The organism is Kitasatospora azatica KCTC 9699, assembly GCF_000744785.1.
Taxonomy (GTDB): domain Bacteria; phylum Actinomycetota; class Actinomycetes; order Streptomycetales; family Streptomycetaceae; genus Kitasatospora; species Kitasatospora azatica.
The window spans coordinates 917,030-941,182 of record NZ_JQMO01000003.1; the positions used below are offsets into that span (position 1 = coordinate 917,030).

The 24,153-nt window shown below is 73.6% G+C and carries 27 protein-coding genes; 14 read left to right on the plus strand and 13 right to left on the minus strand.

Annotated features, from left to right (window positions below; translation table 11 throughout):
* Positions 1–42 precede the first annotated feature (42 nt).
* The 5 genes from BR98_RS15240 to BR98_RS15260 all read left to right on the plus strand — a co-directional run bounded on the left by BR98_RS15240 (position 43) and on the right by BR98_RS15260 (position 3,165).
* The gene (locus tag BR98_RS15240) at positions 43–276 is read left to right on the plus strand and encodes a DUF3040 domain-containing protein (protein ID WP_035845155.1); all 234 of its coding nucleotides are present in this window, start codon (positions 43–45) and stop codon (positions 274–276) included.
* 115 nt (positions 277–391) lie between these two features.
* Entirely contained in the window at positions 392–1,006 is a 615-nt protein-coding gene (locus BR98_RS15245) for a hemerythrin domain-containing protein (RefSeq protein WP_051969796.1), read from the plus strand.
* 48 nt (positions 1,007–1,054) lie between these two features.
* Positions 1,055–1,348: a DUF6158 family protein gene (locus BR98_RS15250; protein ID WP_051969797.1), complete on the plus strand. Its 294-nt coding sequence runs from the start codon at positions 1,055–1,057 to the stop codon at positions 1,346–1,348.
* A 60-nt stretch (positions 1,349–1,408) separates the two neighbouring features.
* Positions 1,409–2,050, plus strand: a complete 642-nt coding sequence (locus BR98_RS15255) for a TIGR03086 family metal-binding protein (protein ID WP_051969798.1) — start codon at positions 1,409–1,411, stop codon at positions 2,048–2,050.
* 197 nt (positions 2,051–2,247) lie between these two features.
* The gene (locus tag BR98_RS15260; RefSeq protein ID WP_232247970.1) at positions 2,248–3,165 is read left to right on the plus strand and encodes an LPXTG cell wall anchor domain-containing protein; all 918 of its coding nucleotides are present in this window, start codon (positions 2,248–2,250) and stop codon (positions 3,163–3,165) included.
* Positions 3,166–3,322: 157 nt separating this feature from the next.
* Here the strand turns inward: BR98_RS15260 and BR98_RS15265 are convergent, their stop codons facing one another.
* Positions 3,323–3,538 (minus strand): DUF2277 family protein, encoded by a 216-nt coding sequence (locus BR98_RS15265; RefSeq protein WP_035845162.1) that lies wholly within the window; start codon positions 3,536–3,538, stop codon positions 3,323–3,325.
* Between the two features lie 86 nt (positions 3,539–3,624).
* Between BR98_RS15265 and BR98_RS15270 the strand changes: the two genes are divergently transcribed.
* Together BR98_RS15270 and BR98_RS15275 are read left to right on the plus strand one after the other, a co-directional pair.
* Positions 3,625–4,293: a helix-turn-helix transcriptional regulator gene (locus BR98_RS15270; RefSeq protein WP_051969800.1), complete on the plus strand. Its 669-nt coding sequence runs from the start codon at positions 3,625–3,627 to the stop codon at positions 4,291–4,293.
* Positions 4,290–5,429, plus strand: coding sequence for an aminotransferase class I/II-fold pyridoxal phosphate-dependent enzyme (locus tag BR98_RS15275; protein WP_035845167.1), 1,140 nt, complete (start codon positions 4,290–4,292; stop codon positions 5,427–5,429). Before BR98_RS15270 ends, BR98_RS15275 begins: the two co-directional genes overlap by 4 nt.
* Here BR98_RS15275 and argJ read toward each other — a convergent pair.
* A complete protein-coding gene (gene argJ, locus BR98_RS15280; RefSeq protein ID WP_198042229.1) occupies positions 5,417–6,574 on the minus strand; it encodes a bifunctional glutamate N-acetyltransferase/amino-acid acetyltransferase ArgJ in 1,158 nt (385 codons plus the stop codon). The genes BR98_RS15275 and argJ overlap by 13 nt on opposite strands.
* 95 nt (positions 6,575–6,669) lie before the next feature.
* Between argJ and BR98_RS15285 the strand changes: the two genes are divergently transcribed.
* The 3 genes from BR98_RS15285 (at position 6,670) to BR98_RS36370 (ending at position 9,481) form a co-directional block, all read left to right on the plus strand.
* The gene (locus tag BR98_RS15285) at positions 6,670–8,232 is read left to right on the plus strand and encodes an ATP-dependent DNA ligase (protein WP_035845170.1); all 1,563 of its coding nucleotides are present in this window, start codon (positions 6,670–6,672) and stop codon (positions 8,230–8,232) included.
* Positions 8,233–8,303: 71 nt separating this feature from the next.
* Positions 8,304–8,954 (plus strand): NAD(P)-dependent oxidoreductase, encoded by a 651-nt coding sequence (locus BR98_RS15290; RefSeq protein ID WP_035845171.1) that lies wholly within the window; start codon positions 8,304–8,306, stop codon positions 8,952–8,954.
* A gap of 2 nt (positions 8,955–8,956) precedes the next feature.
* Positions 8,957–9,481: a MarR family winged helix-turn-helix transcriptional regulator gene (locus tag BR98_RS36370; RefSeq protein WP_051969801.1), complete on the plus strand. Its 525-nt coding sequence runs from the start codon at positions 8,957–8,959 to the stop codon at positions 9,479–9,481.
* Between the two features lie 57 nt (positions 9,482–9,538).
* On the opposite strand, the gene BR98_RS15300 is transcribed toward BR98_RS36370, so the two are convergent.
* The 3 genes from BR98_RS15300 to BR98_RS15310 form a co-directional block, all read right to left on the minus strand.
* Positions 9,539–10,183 carry an Rv1733c family protein gene (locus tag BR98_RS15300; protein WP_157537794.1) on the minus strand — a complete coding sequence of 215 codons (645 nt, stop codon included), beginning with the start codon at positions 10,181–10,183 and terminating at the stop codon, positions 9,539–9,541.
* Positions 10,184–10,299: 116 nt separating this feature from the next.
* A complete protein-coding gene (locus tag BR98_RS15305) occupies positions 10,300–11,064 on the minus strand; it encodes a VOC family protein (RefSeq protein WP_035845176.1) in 765 nt (254 codons plus the stop codon).
* A gap of 116 nt (positions 11,065–11,180) precedes the next feature.
* Positions 11,181–12,137 (minus strand): helix-turn-helix transcriptional regulator, encoded by a 957-nt coding sequence (locus BR98_RS15310; protein ID WP_035845177.1) that lies wholly within the window; start codon positions 12,135–12,137, stop codon positions 11,181–11,183.
* A gap of 90 nt (positions 12,138–12,227) precedes the next feature.
* Between BR98_RS15310 and BR98_RS15315 the strand changes: the two genes are divergently transcribed.
* A complete protein-coding gene (locus BR98_RS15315; protein WP_232247423.1) occupies positions 12,228–13,715 on the plus strand; it encodes an MFS transporter in 1,488 nt (495 codons plus the stop codon).
* A gap of 51 nt (positions 13,716–13,766) precedes the next feature.
* Here the strand turns inward: BR98_RS15315 and BR98_RS15320 are convergent, their stop codons facing one another.
* From BR98_RS15320 to BR98_RS42570, 3 genes are read right to left on the minus strand one after another with little or no spacing between them, the layout of a single operon-like run.
* A complete protein-coding gene (locus BR98_RS15320; RefSeq protein WP_051969803.1) occupies positions 13,767–15,398 on the minus strand; it encodes a SpoIIE family protein phosphatase in 1,632 nt (543 codons plus the stop codon).
* A gap of 10 nt (positions 15,399–15,408) precedes the next feature.
* Positions 15,409–15,867 carry a universal stress protein gene (locus BR98_RS15325; RefSeq protein WP_035852355.1) on the minus strand — a complete coding sequence of 153 codons (459 nt, stop codon included), beginning with the start codon at positions 15,865–15,867 and terminating at the stop codon, positions 15,409–15,411.
* A gap of 10 nt (positions 15,868–15,877) precedes the next feature.
* A complete protein-coding gene (locus BR98_RS42570) occupies positions 15,878–16,309 on the minus strand; it encodes a hypothetical protein (RefSeq protein ID WP_035845180.1) in 432 nt (143 codons plus the stop codon).
* Positions 16,310–16,460: 151 nt separating this feature from the next.
* On the opposite strand from BR98_RS42570, the gene BR98_RS15335 reads away from it, so the two are divergent.
* Positions 16,461–17,936: an MFS transporter gene (locus tag BR98_RS15335; protein WP_035845182.1), complete on the plus strand. Its 1,476-nt coding sequence runs from the start codon at positions 16,461–16,463 to the stop codon at positions 17,934–17,936.
* A gap of 21 nt (positions 17,937–17,957) precedes the next feature.
* Here the strand turns inward: BR98_RS15335 and purB are convergent, their stop codons facing one another.
* Together purB and BR98_RS15345 are read right to left on the minus strand one after the other, a co-directional pair.
* On the minus strand, positions 17,958–19,388 hold the full coding sequence (gene purB / locus BR98_RS15340) for an adenylosuccinate lyase (protein WP_035845183.1): 1,431 nt from the start codon (positions 19,386–19,388) through the stop codon (positions 17,958–17,960).
* Positions 19,389–19,436: 48 nt separating this feature from the next.
* Complete coding sequence (locus BR98_RS15345) at positions 19,437–20,168, minus strand: sulfite exporter TauE/SafE family protein (RefSeq protein WP_267886069.1); 732 nt, start codon at positions 20,166–20,168, stop codon at positions 19,437–19,439.
* Between the two features lie 56 nt (positions 20,169–20,224).
* On the opposite strand from BR98_RS15345, the gene BR98_RS15350 reads away from it, so the two are divergent.
* Positions 20,225–20,848 (plus strand): histidine phosphatase family protein, encoded by a 624-nt coding sequence (locus BR98_RS15350; RefSeq protein WP_035845184.1) that lies wholly within the window; start codon positions 20,225–20,227, stop codon positions 20,846–20,848.
* 23 nt (positions 20,849–20,871) lie between these two features.
* On the opposite strand, the gene BR98_RS15355 is transcribed toward BR98_RS15350, so the two are convergent.
* The 3 genes from BR98_RS15355 to BR98_RS15365 all read right to left on the minus strand — a co-directional run bounded on the left by BR98_RS15355 (position 20,872) and on the right by BR98_RS15365 (position 22,562).
* Positions 20,872–21,303, minus strand: a complete 432-nt coding sequence (locus tag BR98_RS15355) for a MarR family winged helix-turn-helix transcriptional regulator (RefSeq protein ID WP_051971074.1) — start codon at positions 21,301–21,303, stop codon at positions 20,872–20,874.
* A 96-nt stretch (positions 21,304–21,399) separates the two neighbouring features.
* Entirely contained in the window at positions 21,400–21,801 is a 402-nt protein-coding gene (locus BR98_RS15360; RefSeq protein WP_035845188.1) for a DUF3037 domain-containing protein, read from the minus strand.
* On the minus strand, positions 21,798–22,562 hold the full coding sequence (locus tag BR98_RS15365; protein WP_035845189.1) for a HipA family kinase: 765 nt from the start codon (positions 22,560–22,562) through the stop codon (positions 21,798–21,800). Before BR98_RS15365 ends, BR98_RS15360 begins: the two co-directional genes overlap by 4 nt.
* Before the next feature lie 134 nt (positions 22,563–22,696).
* Between BR98_RS15365 and BR98_RS15370 the strand changes: the two genes are divergently transcribed.
* A complete protein-coding gene (locus BR98_RS15370; RefSeq protein ID WP_035845190.1) occupies positions 22,697–24,055 on the plus strand; it encodes an NAD(P)/FAD-dependent oxidoreductase in 1,359 nt (452 codons plus the stop codon).
* Positions 24,056–24,153 lie beyond the last annotated feature (98 nt).

Here is a 24,153-nt window from a genome sequence, read left to right on the forward strand (position 1 = left end):
GGCCACGGCAGCCTCCCGGATCGAGAACAGCAGGTGAGGATCATGGTCCTCTCACGGCAGGAAGCTCGCGAGAGCCGGCGGATCGAGGCCCGACTGGCGGCCGAGGACCCGCGGCTGGCCCGAAGGTTCGATCAGTGGCGGCGCAGCCGTGAACGAGTCGCCGAGGCCGCCGCCCTGGCCGCGGGCCGCGACCCGGCCGAGGACCCGAACGCGGCCCACACCCGCCTGCGCCGCCTCTGGCACGAGATCCTGCGCGGTCGCATCCCACTGCCCTGACAGCCCGCCTCCCGCCTGCTGCGTCACTCCAACGGCCGCGGGATCCCGTCCGGTGGGGCGGCTGGTTTGGCACCATCGAGTCAGGGGACACGCGAGGCCGAGAAGGTGAGAGCGGATGTCCAGCGACGCGATCGTGCTGCTGAAGCAGGACCACAAGGAGCTGCTGCGGCTCTTCAAGGCTTACCGCACGGCCCCCGCCACCGACCTCGACGCCCGTGGCGACCTGGCCCAGCAGATCGTGCACGACCTCACCGTGCACTCCTACCTGGTGGACGAGGTGCTGTACCCCGAGGTCAGCGCCCTGCTGCGGGACCCGGCGCACGCGGCGCTGCTCGGCTACCAGGACCACCTGGCGATCGACCGGCTCTGCGAGGAGGTGGCCGACCGCTCCCCCACCGACCCCGGCTTCGCAGCCGGGGTGGAGACCCTGCTGTCCGCCGCGGTGCGCCAGATGGAGCGCGAGGAGCGGGACTGGTTCCCGCTGCTGCGGGCCGCGCTCGGCCGGCGGGACATGCAGGAGATCGGCACCCGGCTGCTCGCGGTGCGCGAGACAGCCCCACGCCACCACCCGGACCAGGCCGAACCACGTGCGGTCGAACCCGGCGCGGTCGAACCCGACCAGGCCGAGCCCGACCGAGCTGGGCCCGACCAGGCCGAGCCCGGGCCGGTTGAGCCCGGGCCGGTTGAGCCCGGGCCGGTTTCCGGCGCCGCACAGGGGGCACCGGGGTAACGAGGGGGGTGGTGACCGGCGAGGTCGAGCATCCAGGAGGCACGGACCATGCGAGTGACCGCCACCACGGACGGGGCGCCCGAGGGCGTCGCCGCCGAGCGCCTGATCGACGAGCGGCTGCTGCACGAGCTGGAACAGCTCCACCGGACCCGGCACGAGACCTTCCTGTACGGCTCCGACGACGCCCTGCGACATCACACCGATCGCCTGGCGGCCCTGGAGGCGGAGTACCTGCGCCGCTTCCCGGACCGGCTGGTGACCGCCGGGCGGACCCGCTCGGGCGCCCGGGCCAGGGAGGCCGCCGCCCGGGCCGAGGCCACCCCAACCGAGAGCGCCCACTGAGCCCGGCCCACTGAGCCAGAGCGCCCACTGAGCCAGAGCACCCACTGAGGGAGCGCGCCGATGACCGAGGCCAGCGCCAAGGACCGCACCGAGCGCCGCGGGCGCGAGGTGGTACGGCTGTACGCCGAGGCGACCGCCTCCTTCGGGCGCCGGGTGCACCAGGTGGCCCGTAACCAGTGGCACTCGCCCACCCCGTGCGCCGACTGGTCCGTGCACGATCTGGTCAACCACCTGACCGCCGGCCAGCTCTGGGTTCCCGAACTGCTGATGGGCGCCACCATCGCCGAGGTCGGCGACCGCTTCGACGGCGACATGCTCGGCGCCGATCCGGTCGCGGCCTGGACCTCGGCCGCCACCGCCGCCCGGGCCGCCTTCACGGTGCCGGGCGCGATGGATCTCACCGTCCACCTCTCCTACGGCGACCGCGCCGCCCTGGACTACTGCGCGGAGCTGACGGTGGACCTGACCGTGCACACCTGGGACCTCGCCCACGCCACCGGCCAGGACGCCCACCTGGCACCCGAGCTGGTGGAGTTCGCGCTGCACGAGGTCACCCCCTACGCCGACCAGCTGGCGGCGAGCGGCGCCTTCGCCCCACCCGTCGCCACCCCGCCGCAGGCCGACCCGCAGACCCGGCTGCTCGGCCTGCTCGGCCGCCGGGCCGCCCCGCCGCTGCAGATCGACCCGGAGGCCACCGGCTAGCCCCGCGCCGCTGATGTTCCGTCAGGCCGCACGCCGACGGCCCGTCACCGCCATCGCCGCCCCGCATACAAACCGCTGTTCACCATCCGATATCGTCACCGCTCTCACGACGCCATGTCGTGGCCGGACCCCCACCAGGGCCCGGCCGAGGCAGTGCGCACACAGTTGTGCGCCTATGCTCAGGGGAGCAACATCACGTGCACCACAACCCACTGCGCCGGACTCTTCCGGCTCTTGCGGCGTTCGGCATAGCCGTGGCCGCACCGCTCGCCACCGCGGGCACCGCACACGCCCAGGGTGACCGCTGCGGGGACCTCGCCATCGAGTACTCGATCGACGGCGGCAAGACCTGGACCGACGACGGCCGGTTCGACACCCCCGCCGGCACCTTCCTGGTCAAGCTGGACGGCGAAGCCAACCGGGGCTGTGACTACCCGGTCTCGCTCGCCTCGTACAGCGCGGAGGGCCCGACCTGGGAGACCTCCGGCACCCAGGTGCTGCTCGGCTGGGCCACCGGCCTGCTCAACAGCGACCACCGCCAGATCACCCTGGACGTGAGCGCCCACCTGCCGAAGTGCTTCGGCCAGATCGACCTGTACAACGGCAGCGAGAAGTTCGCCGGCGACAACGCCCCGCACTACCCGCACGGGGTCTTCGGTGAGGACCTGATCACGGCCTGGAACGGCGGCACCGCCTGCACGCCCACCCCCACGCCGACCGTTCCGGTCCCGGGCACGCCCACCCCGCACCCGACGGCGCCCGGCACGCCGACGCCGGCCCCGAGCACCACCAAGCCGGCCACCGGTAGCCCGTCGCCCTCGGTGAGCTCCAGCACCTCGGCCACCCCGAGCCCGAGCGTCAAGCCGAGCGGCTCGACTCCGTCGACCAGCGCGACTCCGTCGGTCTCCGCCTCGGCGTCCACGCCTGCGGTGGCGAGCACGGTCGCGCCGAGCGGCAAGCCCTCGGTGAAGCCGGTCTCGGCCACGCCGACCAGCCTGGCCAGCACCGGCACCGACGGTGGCAAGCTCGCCACCATCGCGGGTGGCGGCGCCGCGCTGCTCGCCCTCGGTGCGGGCGCGGTGGTCTACACCCGCCGTCGGGCCGCCCAGCGCTGACCCGACAGCCCTGAAGCCCTGAGACGCCCAGGCGCCTGAGGCACCAACGCGCCTGTGGCACTCAGGTGCCGTCACGCCCGTGGCACCGGCCGACCCGGCCGGCGCCACGGGCGTTCGTCATGTCGCGTGACGTCCGGTCATGTCCTGCCCCGGCTCGTCACGTTCGGACGCCGCGCACTTCCAGGCCGGCCAGCAGTTCGGCGGTGGCCGCCGCGACGGCGGCGACCGCCTGCTCGAAGACCAGACGGTTGTGGGCGGCCGGGGCCCGGAAGCCGGAAACCTTGCGGACGTACTGCAGGGCGGCCGCGTGGATGTCCTCCTCGGTGACCTCGGGCATGACGGGCGGGCGCAGGGTCTTGATGCTTCGGCACATGCCTCCAGTCTGCTCCGCCGCACCGACAGCGAGCGGCGAGCAGCGAGACCTGGACATCCAGTCCAATCTGGACGTACTGTCCATACATGGACGACCCACGGATCCGCCTCTGGTCGCCGGTCGGCGAGGCCGTCGCCCGGCTGCTCGGCCCGTACGCCGAGGTGGTGCTGCACGATGTGGCCACCGACCGGATCCTGGCGATCTGGCAGCCGATGAGCGGCCGCGGCCCCGGCGACCCCTCGCTGCTCGGCGAGCTGGACCAGCTGGACCCGAGCGGTCAGGGCGTCTACGGCCCGTACCCGAAGCTGCTGGCCGACGGGCGGCAGCTGTCCTCGGTCAGCGCCGTGCTCACCGGTGCCGACGGCCGTCCGAGCGCGGTGCTCTGCGTCAATCTGGACCGCACCCCGCTGGAGCAGGCGACCCAGTTGCTGGCCGGCTTCGCCGCACCGCTTGTGCCACGCCCGCAGCCGCTCTTCGAGCAGGACTGGACCGACCGGGTGCAGCAGGTGATCGGCGCGTACGTGCGCGAGCACGGCCGCCCGGTGGAACGGCTGCGCCGCGAGGACCGGCTCGTGGTGCTGCGCGAGTTGGACGCGGCCGGCGTCTTCACGGTGCGCCGGGCCGTCCCGGTGGTCGCCACCGCGCTGCGGGTCTCCCGCTCCACCCTCTACGCGCTGCTCGGCGAGCTCCGCGGGGCCCCCCACCCCGCAGAAGACAGCGAACTCGCAGGAGCCCACGAAGGAGACCAGGAATGACCCGGCTGCCCGACTTCCGCCTCGAAAGCTACTTCTCCCGCTGGGAGTTCACCGCCCGCCACCACCTGACCGCCTCCGACGCGCAGACCATGCCGATGGCCGAGCTGCTCGCCCTGGCGGACCCCGGGGACCAGCGGGCCTGGGCCGACCTGGAGCTCGGCTACACCGAGACCTACGGCGACCCCGGTCTGCGCCAGGCCATCGCGGACAGCTACCAACTGGCCGGCCCCGAGCACGTGCTCTGCTTCGCCGGCGCCGAGGAGGGACTGTATGTGGCGATGCGCACCCTGCTCGGCCCGGACGACCACGCCGTGGTGCTGACCCCCAACTACCAGTCCGCCGAGACCGTCCCGCTCGCCCAGTGCGAGGTCACCGGGGTGGCACTGGACCCCGACCGTGACTGGGCGCTCGACCTGGACGAGTTGGTCGCGGCCCTGCGCCCGAACACCAAGGTGGTGTCGGTCAACTTCCCGCACAACCCGACCGGCAAGGTGATCGGCGCCGAGGACTTCCGCGCGCTGGCCGCGATCTGCGACGACCGCGGCATCCACCTGTTCAGCGACGAGGTCTACCGCGGCCTGGAGCGCGAGGAGGGCGCCACCCTGCCGCAGGCCGCCGACCTCTCCGAGCGCGCCCTGTCGCTGAACGTCACCTCCAAGGCGCTGGGGCTACCGGGCCTGCGGATCGGCTGGATCGTCTGCCGCGACCGGCAGTTGCTCGGCGAGCTGGAGCGGATGAAGCACTACACCACGATCTGCAACTCCGCGCCGAGCGAGCTGCTGGCCCGGATCGCGATGAAGAACCGGGATGCCCTGGTGGCCCGCTGCCGCTCCCTGATCGCCGCCAACCTGCCGGCTTTCGACGCCTTCTTCGCCGAGTTCCCCGAGCTCTTCGAGTGGTCCGCACCGGACGGCGGCTGCGTGGCCTACCCGCGCTATCTCGGCGCGGACGGCGTCGAGGAGTTCTGCACCACGCTGGTCGCCGAGGCCGGGGTGCTGCTGCTGCCCGCCTCGATCTACCGCTCCGAGCTGACCGCCAACCCCACCGACCGGTTCCGGATCGGCGTCGGCCGCGCGAATCCGGAACCGGCCCTGGCGGCCCTCGCCGACTGGCTGAAGAACCGTCAGGTGGTGTAGCCCGAGTTGAGCTCCACGTAGCCCGGCGTCAGATCGCAGCCGTAGACGGTGAACTCGCCCTCGGCCAGGCCCAGGTCGACCGAGATCACCACCTCCGCGTTGCCCAGGTACTCCCGCGCCTCGGCGAGCTGCGCCTCGTCCGGCTCGGTGGGGAACATCTCCAACTCGCCGTAGTGGATGGTCACCTTGGCCGGGTCGAGGTCGGCGTCGTCGTCGATCTTGCCGATCGCCATCGCCACCCGGCCCCAGTTCGGGTCGGCGCCGTGCACCGAGGTCTTCACCAGCGGCGAGTTGACCACCGACTTGCCCACCCGCTTGGCCTGCGCGGCGTCCCGGGCACCGGTCACCCGCACCTCGATCAGCTTGCTCGCACCCTCGCCGTCCGAGGCGATGTCCCGGACCAGGGTCAGCGCGGCCCGGTACAGCACCTGCTCGAACTCGGCCAGGTCCACCGGTCCGGCCAGGCCGTTGGCGAAGACCGCGGCGGTGTCGCTGGTCGAGGTGTCGGTGTCGATGCTGAGCGCGTTGAAGGTCCGGTCCATCACCCGGCGGAAGACGGCGTCCAGCCCGGCGGGCGCCAGCTCGGCATCGGTGAAGAAGAAGGTCAGCAGGGTGGCCATATTGGGCTCGATCATGCCGACGCCCTTGGCGATGCCGACCACCACCGCGTCGCCACAGGTCAGGTGGATGGACTTGGGGCGGGTGTCGGTGGTCATGATGGCCGCGGCGGCGGCCTGGAAGTCGGCCGGCGGCAGCGGGACGGGGAGCTGCGCGATGCCCGCCCGGATGGACTCCATCGGGTAGGGACGGCCGATCACCCCGGTCGAGCCGATCACCAGCTGCTCGGGCGCCAGCCCGGCCCGCTCGGCCACCAGTCGGCGGACCTCGGCGGCGTGCTCGGCACCCGCCCGGCCGGTCGCCACATTGGCGTTGCGCGAGATCACCACCATGCCGCGGGCGTCCTGCCGGGCGGCGTCGCCACGGCTGAGCTGCACGCTGGGCCCGGCGAAGCGCGAGCGGGTGAAGACCGCCGCGGACACGGCGGGCACCTGCGAAAGGACGACCGCGAAGTCGTCGGCGCTGTCCTTGAGGCCCATGTTGGCCGTGTGGCCGAGGAACCCCTTCGGCATCGGTTGGTCCGTCATCACTGTCCCCCTGAATGAATACATATTCCGTTAGGTGCATACAGTATCAGTAGCGACGACTCGCACAGCCGGGGACGCCGGGCGAGCATGAGGGCATGCTGCTGGCCGACCTCGCCCGGACCTCGCAGGAGGTTGCCGCCACCTCCGCCCGCTCGCGCAAGACCGCGCTGCTGGCCGAGCTGCTGGGACGACTACGGGGAGCCACCGAGTCCACCGAGGCGCCCGTGGTGGTCACCTACCTGGCCGGACGGCTGCCGCAGGGCCGGATCGGGGTCGGCTGGACCAGCTTCGCGCAGCCCGTCCAGCCTGCCGGCCGACCCACGCTGACCGTCCGTCAGGTGGACGCCGCACTCACCGCGATCGCCGCCGTCAGGGGCCCCGGCGCCCAGGCCGAGCGCCGCGCCCGGCTGACCGAGCTGCTGGCCGCCGCAACCGCGCCCGAGCAGGAGTTCCTGATCCGGCTGATCGGCGGCGAGGTCCGCCAGGGCGCACTGGACGCCGTGGCGGTGGACGCGCTGGCCGCCGCCGGCGGCGCCGAGCCGGCGCAGGTGCGTCGAGCGGTGATGCTCGGCGGCACGCTGGGCGCGGTGGCCGAGGCGCTGCTCGGCCACGGACCGGACGCGCTGGCCGAGTTCCGGCTGACCGTCGGCCGGCCGGTGCTGCCGATGCTCGCGCACACCGCCAAGAGCGTCGAGGAGGCCTTGGACCGGCTCGGCCCGTGCGTGGTGGACGAGAAGCTGGACGGCATCCGGATCCAGGTGCACCGCGACGGCCCCGAGGTCCACGTCCACACCCGCACCCTGGAGGAGATCACCGACCGCCTCCCCGAGGTGGTCGCGGCCGCCCGCGCGCTGCCGGCCCGGCAACTGGTGCTGGACGGCGAGGTGATCGCCCTGGACGCCGACGGCCGGGCGCTGCCGTTCCAGCAGACGGCCGGTCGGGTCGGCTCGCGGCTGGATGTCCCCGGCGCCACCGAGTCGCTGCCCCTAACGCCCGTCTTCTTCGACCTGCTCGCGGTGGACGGCCGCGAGCTGCTCGATCTGCCGACCGCCGAGCGGCACGCCGAGCTGGCCCGGCTGGTGCCCGAGCCGCTGCGGGTCCGGCGGCTGCCGGTGCCCGACCCCGCCGATCCGGCCGCCCGGCGCGCCGCCGCCGCGTTCACCGCCGAGGCACTGGCGCGCGGCCAGGAGGGCGTGGTGGTCAAGGCGCTGGACGCCGGCTACACGGCCGGCCGGCGCGGCGCCTCCTGGTTGAAGGTCAAGCCGGTGCACACCCTGGACCTGGTGGTGCTGGCCGCCGAGTGGGGACACGGCCGCCGGTCCGGACGGCTGTCCAACCTGCACCTCGGCGCCCGGCAGCCGGACGGCTCCTTCGCGATGCTCGGCAAGACCTTCAAGGGCCTGACCGACGCGCTGCTCGGCTGGCAGACCGAGCGGCTGGACGAGCTGGCCGTCGAGCGGCCCGCCTGGGGCGTGCGGGTGCGGCCCGAGCTGGTGGTGGAGATCGCCTTCGACGGGGTGCAGCGCTCGACCCGCTATCCGGCCGGGGTCACCCTCCGGTTCGCCCGGGTGCTGCGCTACCGCGAGGACAAGCCGGCGACCGCGGCCGACACCGTCGAAACCGTGCGTGCTTTCCTGCCAGCTGAAATATCTGACTAGTCAGTCACTGTTCTCTCAGATAACGATCCGTGCCAGGAGAACGCAGACCAGGAGAAGGAAGGAACCACCCCATGTCCAAGATCGCCGTCTTCGGAGCCAACGGCACCATCGGCAGCCGCATCGTCCGCGAGGCACTGAACCGTGGGCACCAGGTCACCGCCGTGGTCCGCGACCCTGCCAAGATCACCGAGCAGCACCCGTCACTGACTGTGGTCAAGGGCGACGTGTTGGAGCCGGTCTCCGTCCGCGCCGCCGCCACCGGACAGGACGTGCTGGTCAGCGCCGTCGGCGGCGGCGACGGCCCGGGCCACCTGGCCACCATCGAGCCCGCCGCCCGGTCCCTGGTGACCGGCCTGCGCGAGCTCGGCGACCAGGCACCGCGACTGATCGCGGTCGGCGGCGCCGGCTCGCTGCGCACCCCGGACGGCAAGCAGGTCTGGGACGCACCCGGGCTGCCCGACTGGCTGCTGCAGATCATGCACGCGCACGGCGACGCCCTCGACTACTACCGCACCGTCAGTGACCTGGCCTGGACCAGCCTCAGCCCGGCCGCCATGATCGAGACCGGCGAGCGGACCGGTCACTACCGCACCTCGCTGGAGGAGCTGGTCGCCGCCGACGACGGCACCAGCCACATCACCGCCGAGGACTACGCGGTGGCCGTACTGGACGAGATCGAGCAGCCCCAGCACCTGGGCGAGCGCTTCGCCTGCGGCTACTGACGGTGGCCGGGACCACGCCCGATCCGCTGGCGCAGCCGGTCGCTCTTCCCGCCCCGACCACGTGTGACGGCCCGCCCGACGATCCCCGGCTCAGGGCGGTCGGGGTGCTGCTCACCACCGCCTCCCTGATGGAGCGTCTGCTGGGCGCCGCGATCCAGCGCGAGGCCGGCATCAGCCACTCGATGTTCGAGGTGCTGCTGATCCTGTCCGAGCGCCCGGACGGCACGCCGATGAGCCGGCTCTCCGGCGGCCTGGTGCTGACCAGCGGCGGCACCACCCGGCTGATCGACCGGATGGTGCAGGCCCGACTGGTCACCCGGGAGCCCTCCGCGGACGACCGCCGGGTGCAGCTGGTCTTCACCACCGAACACGGTCGACGCACGCTGGCCACCGCGGCCGCGGCCCACACCCGGGAGACCGACCGACTGCTGCATGCCGCGCTCTCGCCCGCGGAGGCCGCAGCCATGGTGGACGCCCTGGACCGGCTCGGCCGCCAGGCCCGCGCCGAACTCCCGCCACTGCGTTGAGGTTCAGGACTGCGTTGAGGTTCAGGACTGCGTTGAGGTTCACGACTGCGTTGGGCTTCAGGCCGCCGGGTTGCCCGGTCGGCCGTGCAGCCGCCCGGACCAGTGCGGTTCGACGGCCGCCCAGCCCTCGGCCCAGCGCCGGTCCACCCGGCGGTCGAGGCTGCGCCGGCGCAGTAGGTACAGGGCCTGCAGCCCCAGACTCAGCACCAGCAGGCCGCCGGCGCCCATGCCGAGCGAGAGCAGGGCCAGAGCGGCGGCGCTCTGCGGTGGATCGGCGATCTCGCCACGGTCGGTGACCCAGATCGGCAGGCCCTGGCCGAGGTCGACCGGGCGCGGCAGGTCGAAGCGCCCGACCATGGTGTGTCCGTCCGGATAGGTCCAGGCCACCCGGACCAGCTCGCCGGTGTGGTAGTGGGTGGCGACGCCGGTGGCCCCCGGACCGGCCCGGCCGAGTACGGCGGCCTGGACCAGGTGCAGTCTGGCCGCCTCGGCCCGGGCCCGGGCGGGCGCGGTGGCCACGCCGTGCCCGGCCAGGACACCGTTGACCAGCAGCGCGAGGATCAGGCCGAGGCGGAGCAGCAGTCGGGCCCGGCTGCGGGCGCGGTCCACCGGCCGCCAGAGCGGGCCCATGCCGTGGCCGAACGCGCCGCGCAGCAGTCGCCGTTCAGGTCTGCCGTGGCCAGGCTGAGAGGGTCGCCGCACGGCCGCCTCCCTCCCATGCCACACCGATGATCCGACGATAACTCAGGAGCGGGCCCCGCAGAACAAGGGATTTGGACCAGAACAAGGGTCTTGGACCGGCCGGCCTGCACCGGCCCTCAGTCCTGTGCAGCGGCCTGGTAGACGCCGAAGGGAGCGCCCTGCGGGTCGCGCAGGACCGCGATCCGCCGGACGCCCCCGATGTCGGTCGGCGGCATCAGGGTGCCGGCACCGCGCCCGGTCGCCGTGCTGACGACGGCGTCCAGGTCCGCGACCGAGAAGTACGGCAGCCAGTGCGGCGCCACCTCACGCGGGAACTGCTCGCCCATCACCAGCATGCCGCCGAAGTCCGCGCCCTTGATGCCCCACTGGGTGTACCGCTCGCTCGGGTTGACGCTCCAGCCGAAGACCTTCGGGTAGAACTCGATGCACCCGGCCGCGTCCCGGGTGAGCAGCTCCACCCAGCCGAGCGAGCCCGGCTTGTTGAGGACGGCGGCGCCGGGGAAGGCGCGGGCCTGCCAGAGCGCGAAGGCGGCGCCGCTGGGGTCGGTGGCGACGGCGAACCGGCCCAGGTCGAAGACCTCCATCGGCTGCATCAGCACCTTGCCGCCGGCCTGCTCGACCTTGCTCGCGGTCACATCGGCGTCCAGCACCGCGAAGGAGACGCTCCAGGCGGTGCGCTGCCCCTCGGCGTAGAGCGGGACCAGCGCGGCCACCGGCCCCTCGGGCAGCGAGAGCATGGTGTAGCCGCCGGCCTCGGGGCGCGGATCGGTCTCTGCCTGCCAGCCGAAGAGCTCGGTGTAGAAGGCGGTGGCGGCGGCCGCGTCGGAGGTGGCGAGCTCGACCCAGCAGGGCCCGCCGGTGACCAGCTTCTCGTTCTTCACAGCGACACTCCCACGGTGACACTCCCTCGGCGGACGACCGTCTCGCGGGACGCTACCGGCCGCCCGTGCGAACCGCAGCGCAGCGCGCCCGCCGGGCCGGGGGAATCGCGCGGAATTCACCCGCCGGCCGCGCGGTTGATCCGCGCGCCCAGTTCGCGCAGGTGCTCGGCGAGCGCGGCCGGCTCCTCGACCTGGAACTCGCAGCCGAGCGCGAGCAGCCGGAAGGCCAGCCACTCCAGCGTGTCGGCGCTGGTCCGCACCCGGCAGCTGTCCTGGTCCACCGGCTCGACGGCCATTGGTGCGCCGCCCAGCCGGCGGGTCGCCTCGGCGGCCGGCAGCCGGAGCAGGGCGACCGCCTGGTGGGTCTCGGCACGCAGGCGCAGGCTGCGGGCCACGTAGGCGGCCGCGTCGGGGGCCGGCAGCTCGCGCGGCGCGACCCGGACACCGGTGGGCTGCGGGTCCGTCAGCCGGTCGACCCGGAAGATCCGCCAGTCCTCGCGGTCGTTGTCGAAGGCCACCAGGTACCAGCGCCGTCCGGTGGCGACCAGCCGGTGCGGTTCGACCAGGCGGCGGCTGCGCGCTCCGTCGCCGGCCTGGTAGCCGAAGCGCAGCCGCTCGGGCCCCGCCACCGCGCCGGCCAGCACCGCGAGCAGTTCGGGATCGACGCCGGGACCACCGCCGGGCAGCGGCACGGTGGCCGCGCCCAGCGCGGAGACCCGGCGGCGCAGCCGGGACGGCAGCACCTGCTCCAGTTTGGCCAGCGCCCGTACCGAGGCCTCCTCGATGCCGCTGACCGCGCTGCCGGCCGCCGTGCGCAGCCCGACCGCGATCGCCACCGCCTCCTCGTCCTCCAGCAGCAGCGGGGGCATCGCCTTGCCGGCCGCCAGCCGGTAGCCGCCGATCGCACCCATGCTGGCCTGCACCGGGTAGCCGAGTTCGCGCAGCCGCTCGATGTCGCGCCGGATGGTGCGGGCGCTGACGCCGAGCCGTTCGGCCAGTTCGCTGCCCGGCCATTCGCGCGGGGTCTGCAGCAGGGAGAGCAGACTGAGCAGGCGGGCGGGGGTGTCGGTCATGGGATCCAGGATGCCGGAGAACTGGGACAGGATCTGACCTACATGGCCTCTAGCCTCGTGCTCGTAGCCACGAGAGAGGGAACAGAGACCATGACCACCGCACCCGCAGCCGCCGATCGGCGGCGCTGGATCGCGCTCGCCATCGTGATGACGGCCTCCTTCATGGACCTGGTGGACGTCACCATCGTCAACATCGCCGTCCCGAGCATCCAGCGCGATCTGCACGCCTCGTTCAGCGCGATCCAGTGGGTCACCGGTGGCTATGCGCTGGCCTTCGCGATCGGCCTGATCACCGGTGGCCGTCTGGGCGACATCTACGGCCGCAAGCGGATCTTCCTGCTCGGCATCGGCGGGTTCACCGTGGCCTCCGCGCTCTGCGGACTGGCCGGCGACCCGTCCGTGCTGGTGGCCACCCGGGTGCTGCAGGGCGGCACCGCCGCGCTGATGGTTCCTCAGGTACTGGCGATCATCCACACCTCCTTCCCGGCGCACGAGCGCGGCAAGGTCTTCGGGATGTTCGGCGCGGTGGTGGGCCTGGGCGCGGTCAGCGGGCCGTTGCTGGGCGCGCTGCTGACCGAGTGGGACCTGGCCGGTCTGCAGTGGCGGCCGATCTTCCTGATCAACCTGCCGGTCGGGCTGGTCGGCGCGCTGCTCGGCCGCCGGTTCATCGACGAGTCGCGGGCCGCGCAGAGCCTCAAGCTGGACCTGGTCGGCATGGCGCTGGCGGCGCTGGGCCTGCTGATGCTGCTCTACCCGCTGACCCAGGGCCGGGAGGCCGGCTGGCCGCTCTGGGGCTTCGTCTCGATGGGCCTGAGCGTGCCGGTGCTGGCGCTGTTCGTCCGGTACGAGAAGTACAAGGCGCGCAAGGACGGCTCGCCGCTGGTCGAGCTCTCGCTCTTCAGGGTGCGCAGCTTCGCGGCCGGCATCGGCGTGCAGCTGACCTTCGGTGTGACCTGCGGGATCTTCTTCCTGGTCTGGACCCTCTACATGCAGCTGGGCCTGGGCTGGAGCCCGCTGCGGGCCGGCACCACCGGGATCCCGTTCTCGCTGGCGGTCTCGGCGGCCGCGGGGATGTCGGTGCAGCAGCTGGTGCCGCGGTTCGGGCGCAAGGTGCTGCAGGCCGGCGCCCTGGTGATGGCGCTGGGCGTGCTGCTCTACCTGTGGGAGGCCGACCGCTACGGCACCGGCATCCACTCCTGGCAGATGGCGCTGCCGCTGGTGGTGATGGGCGCCGGCATGGGTCTGATCGTGGCTCCGCTGACCGATGCGGTGCTCGGCGAGGTGCCCCGTGAGCACGCGGGTTCGGCCTCCGGTCTGATCAACACCACCCAGCAGCTGGGCAACGCACTGGGTCTGAGTCTGGTCTCGGTCACCTTCTTCACCGTGGTGGACGGCGCCGCGCCCGGGCAGCCGGCCGGGGTGGTCTTCGGCCACGCCTTCAGCCACGCGCTCTGGTGGCTGGTCGGCGCCCTGGCGGTGGTCTTCCTGCTGATGTTCGCCCTGCCCGCCAAGGCGACGAGCCGTCAGGAGCCGGTCGAGCAGCCGGTCCTGGACCGGGAGCCCGAGCCGGTCGGCTGATCCCCCTGCCCCCGCTGCACCCGCTGGACCGCGGCGCCGACCGGGCCCCGCTCAGTCGGCGTCGCGGTGCAGCAACAGCAGGGCGGCGTCGTCCTCCGCCTCCAGCCGCTCGCCCAGGGTGTCGCGGACGTGGTCGGCCAGTGCGGGCAGCTTGGCCGGCCCGGCCGCGAAGACCTCGGCCAGCCGGGCCTGGCCCACGTCCAGGTCTTCGCCGGGCCGCTCCACCAGACCGTCGGTGTACAGCAGCAGGGTGTCGCCGGGGGCCAGCCGGAACGGGGCGGCGGGGTAGCCGTCCGGGTTCCAGTCGGCGGGCAGGCCGAGCGGCAGTCCGACCGGGATGTCGATCCGTTCCACGCTGCCGTCGGCGTGCCGCACCAGCGGCGCCAGGTGGCCGGCGTTGGCCAGCCGGCACTCGCCGGTGGCCAGGTCGACCTGCGCGTACAGGCAGGTGGCGAACCGGTCGGCCTGCAGATCGGCGAGGAAGGCCGAGGCCCGGCCCAGCACCGCCTCACTGCGGTGGCCCTCGGCGGCGTAGGCGGTCATCGCGATCCGCAGCTGCCCCATCACGGCGGCCGCCTCGGTGTCGTGGCCCTGGACGTCGCCGATCGCCACCCCGACCCCGCCCTCGGCCAGCGGCACCGCGTCGTACCAGTCGCCACCGATCCAGGTGCCGACCCGGGCGGTGCGGTAGCGCACCGCCAGCGCGCCGCCGTGCAGCTCGGGCAGCCGGCGCGGCAGCATCGCGCTCTGCAGCCCGGCGGCGATCTCCCGGGACTGGTCGACCAGCATGGCCCGCTGCAGGGACTGCGAGATGGCGCTGGCCAGCGTGGTGAGCAGGGTGCGGTCCTCGCTGGTGAAGTGGCGCTTGCCCTCGTAGACCAGGGCCAGCGCGCCGATCGGGCGCCCCTGGGCGATCAGCGGCAGGAAGGCGCCGGCGGTGGCGATGCTGTCGGCCAACTGCTCGGCCAGGTCCGGGTAGCGGAGCAGGAAGGCCTCGCGCGAGGTGAAGAAGGCGGGCTCGCCGGAGCGGACCACGTCGTTCAGCGGCCAGGGTTCGGTCAGCCGGGCCCGGTGCATCTCGCGGACCCGGACGTTGACCTGGCCGACCGCACCGACCAGCCGGATCCGCCCCTGGTCGACCACGCCCAGGGTGATCCCCTGCGCGCCGAGCCGGCGCATGCTCTGGTCCCCCGTCAGCACCGCCACCACGTCGTCCACGGTGAGCGCCTCGCCGAGCGCGTCGGCCACCTCGCGCAGCGCCGACTCCTGGCGCTGGCGGTCGTCCTCGGCCATCAGCCGCATCGCCGAGTAGGACAGTTCCCGGGTGGCGTCGCGGACCACCCCGACCACCCGGCTGCCCACGCCGACCGCCTGGCCCTGGGTGTGGGTCCAGCGCATCGAGCCGTCCCGGCAGCGGATCCGGAAGTAGCTGCTGTAGGAGTCGCTGCGGCCGGCCCTGATCTCCTCGACCAGCTTGTGCAGCCGGATCAGCTCCTCCACCGGGATCCGCCGGGACAGGCCGGCCGCCATGCCGTCGTACTCGTCCGGGCGCAGGTCGAAGACCGCCAGGCCGCTCTCGTCCAGGGTGAACCGGCCGGTGGCGGTGTCCCATTCGAAGCAGCCGACCTGGTTGGCGGCCAGCGCCTCCAGCTGGTCGAGGTGCGGCTCGGGGAGCTCGGTCACGGTCGGCCGATCAGGGCGCGTGCTGGTCGGCCCGGGCGGCCCGGACCACCACGACCGGGCAGGGCGCGTGCTCGACCACATGCCGGCTGACCGAGCCGAGCAGCACCCCGGCGAACCCGCCCAGGCCCCGGCTGCCGACCACCAGCAGCTCGGCGCCGGCCGCCCGGTCGAGCAGCCCGGCCGCGGCCGGGCCCGGCAGCACCAGTTCCGTGATCTCGACGCCGGACTGACCACCTGTTACCTCGGTGACCGCCTCGCGGAGCACCTTGGCGGCCAGTTGCTCGGGGTCGAGGCCCTCCGCGGGCGGCGGCAGCATCCCGCCGGCCAGCGCGTAGTAGCCGGGCAGTTCCCAGGCGCAGACCGCCTCGACCTGCGGCGCGCCGGTGGCCGCCGCCTGGTCCAGCGCCCAGCGCAGGGCGGCCGCCGCGGCGGGCGAGCCGTCGACGCCGACCACGATCCGCCGCTCCATGACCGCCACCTCAGGCTCTCGGGGTGGCGGCCGAGGCCGCGGGGCGGGCCAGCGTGCAGAAGAGGAAGCTGCCGGTCGGACGGTCCGGGTCGCCCATGCCGGCCCGGCCGCGGCGCACCGCCTGGGCGACGGCGGTGACCGCCTCGTCCAGTTCCCGGCGTAGCTTGGCGATCCGGTCCTTGGTCCGTTGCGACTCACCGCTGGAGCCGAGGTCGCGCAGCCGGACCCGGGCGCCGGCTCGCCCGACCACCGGGTCGAGCCGGCCGGCCGTGGCCTCCACGGGGGTGGCGGCCCAGAGCAGGTGCCCGGTGTCCAGGTCGGTGCTGCCGTCCTCGGCGGCCCGCTGGGCGGCGGGCGGCGAGGAATGCGGACTGGTGCCGAAGAAGCGGCTGAACAGGTCGCCGAAAGGATCGCCGGAGCCGAAGGAGGACGGGAACGTCATGGCAGCAGCACCTGACTTCGCGGGGACGTGATCCGCCTCCACCCTCGCCCGGCAGTTGACGCCCCGCCACCGGAGTGCCCCCAGTCGGTCGGCGCGGGTCGGTCGGCGCGGTATGCCCGCGGCGGGCCGCGTGATCCAGCAGGATCGAGGCATGGACGGTGGACTCAGGCTGAAGAGTGCTCAGGGGCGGTGGGTGGTGCTGGCCGCCGCGCTCGGCTCCGGGATGGCGATGCTGGACGGCACGGTGGTGAACGTGGCGCTGCCGGCCATCGGCGCCGACCTCGGTGCCTCGCTGGCGGCGCTGCAGTGGACGGTCAACGCCTACCTGCTCACGCTGGCCGGGCTGATCCTGCTGGGCGGCTCGCTCGGCGACCGCTACGGGCGGCGCCGGGTCTTCGTGATCGGCGTCTGCTGGTTCGCGCTGGCCTCGGGGCTGTGCTCGATCGCGCCGACGGTCGGGGTGCTGATCGCCGCCCGCGCGCTGCAGGGCATCGGCGGCGCGCTGCTGACCCCAGGCTCGCTGGCGCTGCTGCAGGCGAGCTTCCACCCCGACGACCGCTCGGCGGCGGTCGGCGCCTGGTCCGGCCTGGGCGGGGTGGCCACGGCCGTCGGGCCGTTCCTCGGCGGCTGGCTGGTGAGCGGCCCGGGCTGGCGGTGGATCTTCGTGATCAACCTGCCGGTGGCCGTGGTGGTCGCGGCGCTGACGCTGCGCCATGTGCCGGAGAGCCGGGACGAGCGGGCGACCGGCCGCTTCGACGTGCCCGGCGCGGTGCTGGCCGCGCTGGCGCTCGGCGGGGTCACCTACGCGCTGACGGCGGCGGCGGAGGGGGTGTCGGCGGCGGTCTGGGTCTCGGCGGCCGCGGGGGTCCTGCTGGGGGTGGCGTTCGTGGTGGCCGAGCGGCGCAGCCCCCGTCCGATGCTGCCGCTGGAGCTCTTCCGCTCGCGCCTGTTCACCGCGATCAACCTGGTGACGCTCGGCGTCTACGGTGCGCTGAGCGGGGTGTTCTTCTTCCTGCAGGTCCAGCTGCAGACGGTGTCCGGCTTCGAGCCGCTGGTGGCCGGGGTGGCCTTCGCGCCGGTGACGGTGCTGATGCTGCTCTTCTCCGCCCGGTCGGGGCGGCTGGCCACCCGGATCGGCCCCCGGCTGCCGCTGACCCTCGGTCCGCTGGTCGCCGCGGCCGGGGTGCTGCTGATGCTCCGGATCGGCCCGGCCGCCTCGTACTGGACGGACGTGCTGCCGGCCGCCGTGGTCTTCGGGGTCGGGCTGACCCTGCTGGTGGCGCCGCTGACCGCCACCGTGCTGGCGGCCGTGGACGTGCGCCGGGCCGGGATCGCCAGCGGCGTGAACAACGCGGCCGCGCGGGCCGCCGGGCTGCTCGCGGTGGCGGCGCTGCCGCTGCTGACCGGCCTGAGCGGTGAGCAGTACCGGGTGCCGAGCGCGGTGGACTCGGCCTTTCGCACCGCCGTGCTGATCTGCGCCGGGCTGCTCGCGGGCTCCGGGCTGCTGGCCCTGGCCACCGTGCCGGGACGGCGGCCTGCGGTGGCGGTCGAGCCGGACACCAGTTGGTACTGCTGTCCGACCGGACCGCCGGTGGACCCGGGGCACCAGGCCTCCGAGTCCACCTGACGGCACGTCAGCGCCGGGGTGTCACAGAATGTCGCCCGGCGCGTACTTGGCGGCCTCCGGGTAGCGGGTGGCGACCGTCTCGATCCGGCGGACCAGCTCGGCCACCTGGGCACCGGCGGCGCCGGTGAAGGAGAGCCGGTCGGCCAGCAGCGCGTCCAGCCCGGCCCGGTCCAGCGGGATCCGCTCGTCGGCGGCCAGGCGGTCCAGCAGCTCGTTCTCGCGCGCGCCGGCCCGCATCGCCAGCGCCGAGGCGACGGCGTGCTCCTTGATCACCTCGTGCCCGACCTCGCGGCCAACGCCGGCCCGCACCGCGCCCATCAGCACCTTGGTGGTGGCCAGGAAGGGCAGGTAGCGGTCCAGCTCGGCCTCGATCACGGCCGGGAAGGCGCCGAACTCGTCCAGCACCGTCAGGAAGGTCTCCAGCAGGCCGTCGAAGGCGAAGAACGCGTCCGGCAGCGCCACCCGGCGGACCACCGAGCAGGAGACGTCGCCCTCGTTCCACTGGTCGCCGGCCAGCTCGCCGGTCATCGAGGCGTAGCCGCGCAGGATCACCGCGAGGCCGTTGACCCGCTCGCAGGAGCGGGTGTTCATCTTGTGCGGCATCGCCGAGGAGCCGACCTGGCCCTCCTTGAAGCCCTCGGTCACCAGCTCGTGGCCGGCCATCAGCCGGATCGTCTTGGCCAGGCTGGACGGCGCGGCGGCCAGCTGCACCAGGGCGGTGAGCACCTCGAAGTCCAGCGAGCGCGGGTAGACCTGGCCGACGCTGGTGAAGACGTTCTCGAAGCCCAGGTGGCCGGCCACCCGGCGCTCCAGCTCGGCGAGCTTCTCGGCGTCTCCGCCGAGCAGGTCGAGCATGTCCTGGGCGGTGCCGACCGGGCCCTTGATCCCGCGCAGCGGGTAGCGGGCGATCAGCTCCTCGAGCCGGGCGAAGGCGACCAGCAGCTCGTCGGCGATCGAGGCGAAGCGCTTGCCGAGGGTGGTGGCCTGGGCGGCGACGTTGTGCGAACGGCCGGCCATCACCAGCTCGGCGTGCTCGGCGGAGAGCCGGCCCAGCCGGACCAGGACGGCGACGGTGCGGTCGCGGACGTGCTCCAGGGACTGGCGGATCTGCAGCTGCTCGACGTTCTCGGTCAGGTCCCGGGAGGTCATCCCCTTGTGGATCTGCTCGTGCCCGGCGAGCTCGCTGAACTCCTCGATCCGGGCCTTGACGTCGTGCCGGGTGACCCGCTCACGGTTGGCGATGGAGGCGAGGTCGACCTGGTCGATCACCCGCTCGTAGTCGGCGACGGCGGTCTCGGGGACGTCGATCCCGAGATCCTGCTGGGCCTTGAGGACGGCGAGCCACAAGTGGCGTTCGAGAACCACCTTGTGCTCGGGGGACCACAGCTGGGCCAGGGTCGCCGAGGCGTACCGGGCGGCCAGGACATTGGGGATCTGGGGCTTCGCGCTCACGCTTCGCAAGCCTAACAGTCGAGGTCAGCGCCGCCGTACGGCGGGCCGTCAGAGCGCCGACAGGCCCTTCGCCAGGGTGGTCACGCCACCGGCCAGCGCCAGCAGCAGCACCACCCGGCGGGCCCGGTGCTCGGGGACCCGGTCGGCCAGCCAGTGCCCGATCACCGCGCCGCCGGCCAGTGCCGCCGCCACCGCCAGCCAGGCGGGGGCGGCCAGCCGGGGCGTGCCCTTGGCGGCGATCGACAGCAGGTTGACCAGCAGGCCGTAGAACTGGGCGTTGGGGACGAACTCGCGCACCGTCCAGCCGGCGTTGACGGCGTAGAGCGAGATGGCCGGGCCGCCGACCCCGGCGGCGGAGTTCATGAAGCCGCTGGCCGCCCCCGCCGCCAGCGCGCCGCCCCGGCCGCGCAACGCGGCCACCCGGGCACCGCGCATCACCAGCAGTACGGCGAGGCTGACCAGCGCACCCATCACGGCCAGCAGCGTCGGCTCGGGCAGCCGGGCGGCCACCCAGGCGCCGAGCGGCACGCTGCAGGCGGCCGCCGCCACCAGCGGGAGCATCGCGGCCGGCCGGACCTGGCGCCAGCTGGTCACCAGACCGATCGCGCTGATCGCGCCGGCCGCGCAGTTGGAGAGCACCACGCCCTCGGCCGGGCCCAGCAGCAGCGCCAGCGCGGGCGCCGAGACCAGCGCGAAGCCGATCCCCGCCATCCGCTGCACCGAGGCGCCGGCCAGCACCACGCCGCCCAGCAGCAGGTCGGCCTCCCACCCGTGCGGCACGCTGGACTCCCCCGAAGCTGGAACCGGACCGGTGCGGACGGTCGTCCACCGGTTCGATGACTACGACCGCCGCACGCTACCTCTACCTGGCCCGGCATGCCGAGCCCACCCCCGACGAGGCCGGGCTCACCGAGCGCGGCCGCCGCCAGGCGGCGCTGCTCGGCGCCCGGCTGCGCTCCGTCCCGCTGGCCGCCGTGCACCACGGGCCGTTGCCGCGCGCGGCGCAGACCGCCCGGCTGGTCGGGGAGCAGCTCGTAGGAGTTCCCGTGCGGGTGGACGAGGCGGCCGGCGACTATCCGCCGTATCTGCCGCGGCCCGAGGAGCTGCCCGCCGACAGTGCCGAGTACCTGCTCGGCTTCCTGGCCGGCTTCGAGCCGGCCGAGCGGGCGGTGGGTCCCGAGCTGGCGCGGCAGGCGTTGGCCCGCTTCACCGGTCCGGTGCCGGGCGAGCAGGCGCGGCACGAGCTGGTGGTCACCCACGCGTTCCTGGTCGGGTGGCTGGTCCGGGCGGCGCTGGACGCACCGCCGTGGCGCTGGCTGGGCCTGAACGCCGCGCACGCCGCCCTGACCGTGATCCGCTACTCCCCCGGGCGCCCGACCGCGGTGGTCTGCTTCAACGACCTCGCGCATCTGCCCGAGGAGCTGCGCTGGACCGGCTTCCCGCCCGAACTGCGGCCGTAGCCCGGTCCGTCGCGCGCCGGGGCTCAGCCCTGGAGCAGCGGGAGGATCTGGTCGCACATGGCGAGCAGGCTCTCGCGCTGCCCGGGGTCGAGGGACTCCAGCGCGCGGTGGGCGCGGGTCATGTCGGCGCGGATCTGCTCGAGCACCTCGCGACCGGGGTCGGTGATGGTGACGATCTTGACCCGGCGGTCCGTCGAGGCGGCCTCGCGCCGGGCGAAGCCGAGCGTCTCCAGCCGGTCCACGATGCCGGTCACGTTGGAGGCGTCGCAGCCGAGCCGCCCGGCCAGCGCCCGCATCGGAACCGCCTCGGTCACCACCCCGAGTGCCTTCGCCTGCGAGGAGCTCAGCCCGTGCCGCCCCGCCGCCCCCGCGAAGTCGATCCAGAACGCGGAGCTCACGGCCGACACCGCCGCCATCAGGTCGGCGGTGGTGATGCGGGGTGCAGCGGTAGTCATGGGGGCCATGAGATCAGGGTACGCATAAAAGCTTTATTAACTCCAGCTTTCATACGTTCAACCGGAGAATCCACCGCACCGGGCCCCGGACAAGCCCTACGCGACGAGCTGGGCGAAGAGGCGGGCCAGCTCGGCCTCGGGGTCGGCGGTGAGGCCGGTGTGGACGGGGCCGGGCTGGACGACGGCGCTGCGCGGTGCGGTCAGCCAGCGGAAGCGCCGGCCCGGGCTGTCGCCCGCCGCCGGGCCGGCGGCGGGGCCACCGGCGGCGACGGCCTCGATACCGCGCAGGGCGCGGGCCACCCCGGCCAGGTCGATCGCCGGGTCGAGGGCCAGCAGCTTGGACTCGGGCAGCAGGGTGCGGGCGAGCAGGCGTTCCTGCCAGCGGCAGTAGAGCAGCACGCCGAGGTTGACGCACTCCCCCCGCTCCACCCGGGGCACCGCCCGGACCAGCGCGTACTCGTAGTCGTGCCGTTCAGTCGGCTCGGCCGGCTCGGTCATGCCGTCACCTCCAGTGCGGGCAGCCAGTCCCGCGGTCCGGCCAGCCGTGCGGTCAGCTGGGCGACATAGGCGGCGCGCACCGCGTCGGGGCTGTCGAAGCCCGGCTCGTCCACCAGGAACTCGTCCGGGATCGCCGCGGTCGCCCGGCCCAGCAGTTCGGGCGTGGCCAGCGCGGCCAGCGGCCCGTCCACGGCCGCCAGCTCGCCCGCGAACCGCCCGAGCGCGTGGTCGCCCGCGTCGTAGGGCCGCCTGGTCCAGCCGGCCGCGCCCGCCCAGTGGTGGTGGAAGATCAGGCTGGCGCCGTGGTCGATCAGCCGCAGCTCGCCGCCCACCACCAGCAGGTTGGGGTTGCGCCAGGAGCGGTCCACGTTGCCGATCAGCGCGTCGAACCAGAGCACCCGGGCCGCCAGTTCGGCCGGCACCTCGAAGCAGAGCGGGTCGAAGTTGAGCGCCCCGCTCTCGAAGGCGAGGCCCACGTTGAGCCCGCCGCTGGCCCGCATCTGCTCCTGGATCTGCTGCTCGGGTTCGCTGCGCGCGAGCACCGGGTCGAGCTCGATCCGGACCAGTTCCGGCACCGGCAGTCCCAGCCCGCGCGCCAGCTCGCCGGCCAGCACCTCGGCCACCAGCGCCTTGCGGCCCTGGGCCGCGCCGCTCCACTTGAGGGCGTACAGCCGGTGGTCGTCGGCCTCCACCAGGCCCGGCATCGAGCCGCCTTCTCGCAGGGGCGTCACGTACCGCACCGCCGTCACTTCACGAAGCACGCGCCAACCCTACCCATCCGACGTGTTGCGGTGGCGCCGCCCCAGGGCCCGTGCGAGGGTGACCAGGGAGTTGGCACCCCGTCATACCGGGCCGTCACGCCCGGCGAAGGACCTCACCCAGCGAAGGAACAGTGATGGAACGTCCTCGGATCCTGGTGGTGGGCGGCGGCTTCGCCGGGTTGGAGTGCGCCCGCCGGCTGGAGCGCAAGCTCGCCGCGACGGAGGCCCAGATCACACTGGTCGCCCCGTTCAGTTACCAGCTCTACCTTCCGCTGCTGCCGCACGTGGCCGCCGGGGTGCTCACCCCGCAGTCGGTCGCGATCTCGCTGCGCCGCTCGCTGCGCCGCACCGACATCATCCCGGGCGGCGCGATCGGGATCGATCCGCGGGCCAAGGTCTGCATCATCCGCAAGATCACCGACCAGGAGATCGCCGAGCCGTACGACTACCTGGTGCTGGCGCCCGGCAGTGTCACCCGGACCTTCGACATCCCGGGCCTGAGCGACCACGCGCGCGGTATGAAGACGCTCGCCGAGGCGACCTACGTGCGCGACCACGTGATCGCCCAACTCGACCTCGCCGCAGCCACCCTGGACCAGGCCGAGCGCGCGGAGCGGCTGCAGTTCGTGGTGGTCGGCGGCGGCTACGCCGGCACCGAGACGGCCGCCTGCCTGCAGCGCCTCACCACCGCCGCGCTGGACCGCTACCCGCGGCTGGACCCCCGGCTGATGAAGTGGCACCTGATCGACATCGCCCCCAAGCTGATGCCCGAACTCGGCGAGCACCTGGGCACCCGGGCGTTGAAGGTGCTGCGCGAGCGCGGCGTGGAGGTCTCGCTCGGCGTCTCGGTCTCCGAGGTCGCGGAGAAGAGCGTCACCTTCACCGACGGCCGGGTGATCCCCTCGCGCACCCTGATCTGGACCGCCGGCGTGGCCGCCAGCCCGCTGATCGGCACGCTGGACGCCGAGACGGTGCGCGGGCGGATCGCGGTGACCGCCGAGATGCGGGTCCCGCAGTTCGAGGGCGTCTTCGCGCTCGGCGACGCGGCGGCCGTACCGGACCTGGCCAAGGGCGACGGCGCGGTCTGCCCGCCCACCGCGCAGCACTCGGCCCGGCAGGGGCGCAAGGTGGCGGACAACCTGGTGGCGGCGCTCCGCAACCAACCGCTGGAGCCGTACTACCACAAGGACTTGGGCCTGGTGGTGGACCTGGGTGGCAAGGACGCCGTGTCCAAGCCGGTCGGGGTGGAGATGACCGGGGTGCCGGCCCAGCTGGTGGCCCGCGGCTACCACCTGATGGCGATGCGCACCAACGTCGCGAAGTTCCGGGTCGGCTGCAACTGGCTGATCAACGCGACGGCGGGCGACGACTTCGTCCGCACCGGGTTCCTGGCCCGCCAGCCCGCGACGCTGCGCGACTTCGAGTACACGGACGCGTACTTGACCAAGGAGCAGGTCCGCGAGCACACCCGGGCGCTGCACGCCAAGCACTGATCGAGCCCGGTGCCGCGCTCGTCCCCCCTCGGGACGAGCGCGGCGCTGTGTCGGTCCCAGCTGTGTCGGTCCCAGCTGTGTCGCTCCCAGCTATGTCG

Bases quoted from the DNA above. Each gene is read 5' to 3' on its own strand.
- BR98_RS15250 (WP_051969797.1), top strand. From the start codon at position 1,055: ATGCGAGTGACCGCCACCACGGACGGGGCGCCCGAGGGCGTCGCCGCC.
- argJ (WP_198042229.1), bottom strand. From the start codon at position 6,574: ATGACGGACCAACCGATGCCGAAGGGGTTCCTCGGCCACACGGCCAAC.
- BR98_RS15315 (WP_232247423.1), top strand. From the start codon at position 12,228: ATGACCACCGCACCCGCAGCCGCCGATCGGCGGCGCTGGATCGCGCTC.
- BR98_RS15240 (WP_035845155.1), top strand. From the start codon at position 43: ATGGTCCTCTCACGGCAGGAAGCTCGCGAGAGCCGGCGGATCGAGGCC.
- BR98_RS15355 (WP_051971074.1), bottom strand. From the start codon at position 21,303: ATGACTACCGCTGCACCCCGCATCACCACCGCCGACCTGATGGCGGCG.
- BR98_RS15325 (WP_035852355.1), bottom strand. From the start codon at position 15,867: ATGGAGCGGCGGATCGTGGTCGGCGTCGACGGCTCGCCCGCCGCGGCG.
- BR98_RS15270 (WP_051969800.1), top strand. From the start codon at position 3,625: ATGGACGACCCACGGATCCGCCTCTGGTCGCCGGTCGGCGAGGCCGTC.
- BR98_RS15285 (WP_035845170.1), top strand. From the start codon at position 6,670: ATGCTGCTGGCCGACCTCGCCCGGACCTCGCAGGAGGTTGCCGCCACC.
- BR98_RS15350 (WP_035845184.1), top strand. From the start codon at position 20,225: ATGACTACGACCGCCGCACGCTACCTCTACCTGGCCCGGCATGCCGAG.
- BR98_RS15265 (WP_035845162.1), bottom strand. From the start codon at position 3,538: ATGTGCCGAAGCATCAAGACCCTGCGCCCGCCCGTCATGCCCGAGGTC.
- BR98_RS15310 (WP_035845177.1), bottom strand. From the start codon at position 12,137: ATGACCGACACCCCCGCCCGCCTGCTCAGTCTGCTCTCCCTGCTGCAG.
- BR98_RS15335 (WP_035845182.1), top strand. From the start codon at position 16,461: ATGGACGGTGGACTCAGGCTGAAGAGTGCTCAGGGGCGGTGGGTGGTG.
- BR98_RS15360 (WP_035845188.1), bottom strand. From the start codon at position 21,801: ATGACCGAGCCGGCCGAGCCGACTGAACGGCACGACTACGAGTACGCG.
- BR98_RS15255 (WP_051969798.1), top strand. From the start codon at position 1,409: ATGACCGAGGCCAGCGCCAAGGACCGCACCGAGCGCCGCGGGCGCGAG.
- BR98_RS15275 (WP_035845167.1), top strand. From the start codon at position 4,290: ATGACCCGGCTGCCCGACTTCCGCCTCGAAAGCTACTTCTCCCGCTGG.
- BR98_RS15290 (WP_035845171.1), top strand. From the start codon at position 8,304: ATGTCCAAGATCGCCGTCTTCGGAGCCAACGGCACCATCGGCAGCCGC.
- BR98_RS15245 (WP_051969796.1), top strand. From the start codon at position 392: ATGTCCAGCGACGCGATCGTGCTGCTGAAGCAGGACCACAAGGAGCTG.
- BR98_RS42570 (WP_035845180.1), bottom strand. From the start codon at position 16,309: ATGACGTTCCCGTCCTCCTTCGGCTCCGGCGATCCTTTCGGCGACCTG.
- BR98_RS15370 (WP_035845190.1), top strand. From the start codon at position 22,697: ATGGAACGTCCTCGGATCCTGGTGGTGGGCGGCGGCTTCGCCGGGTTG.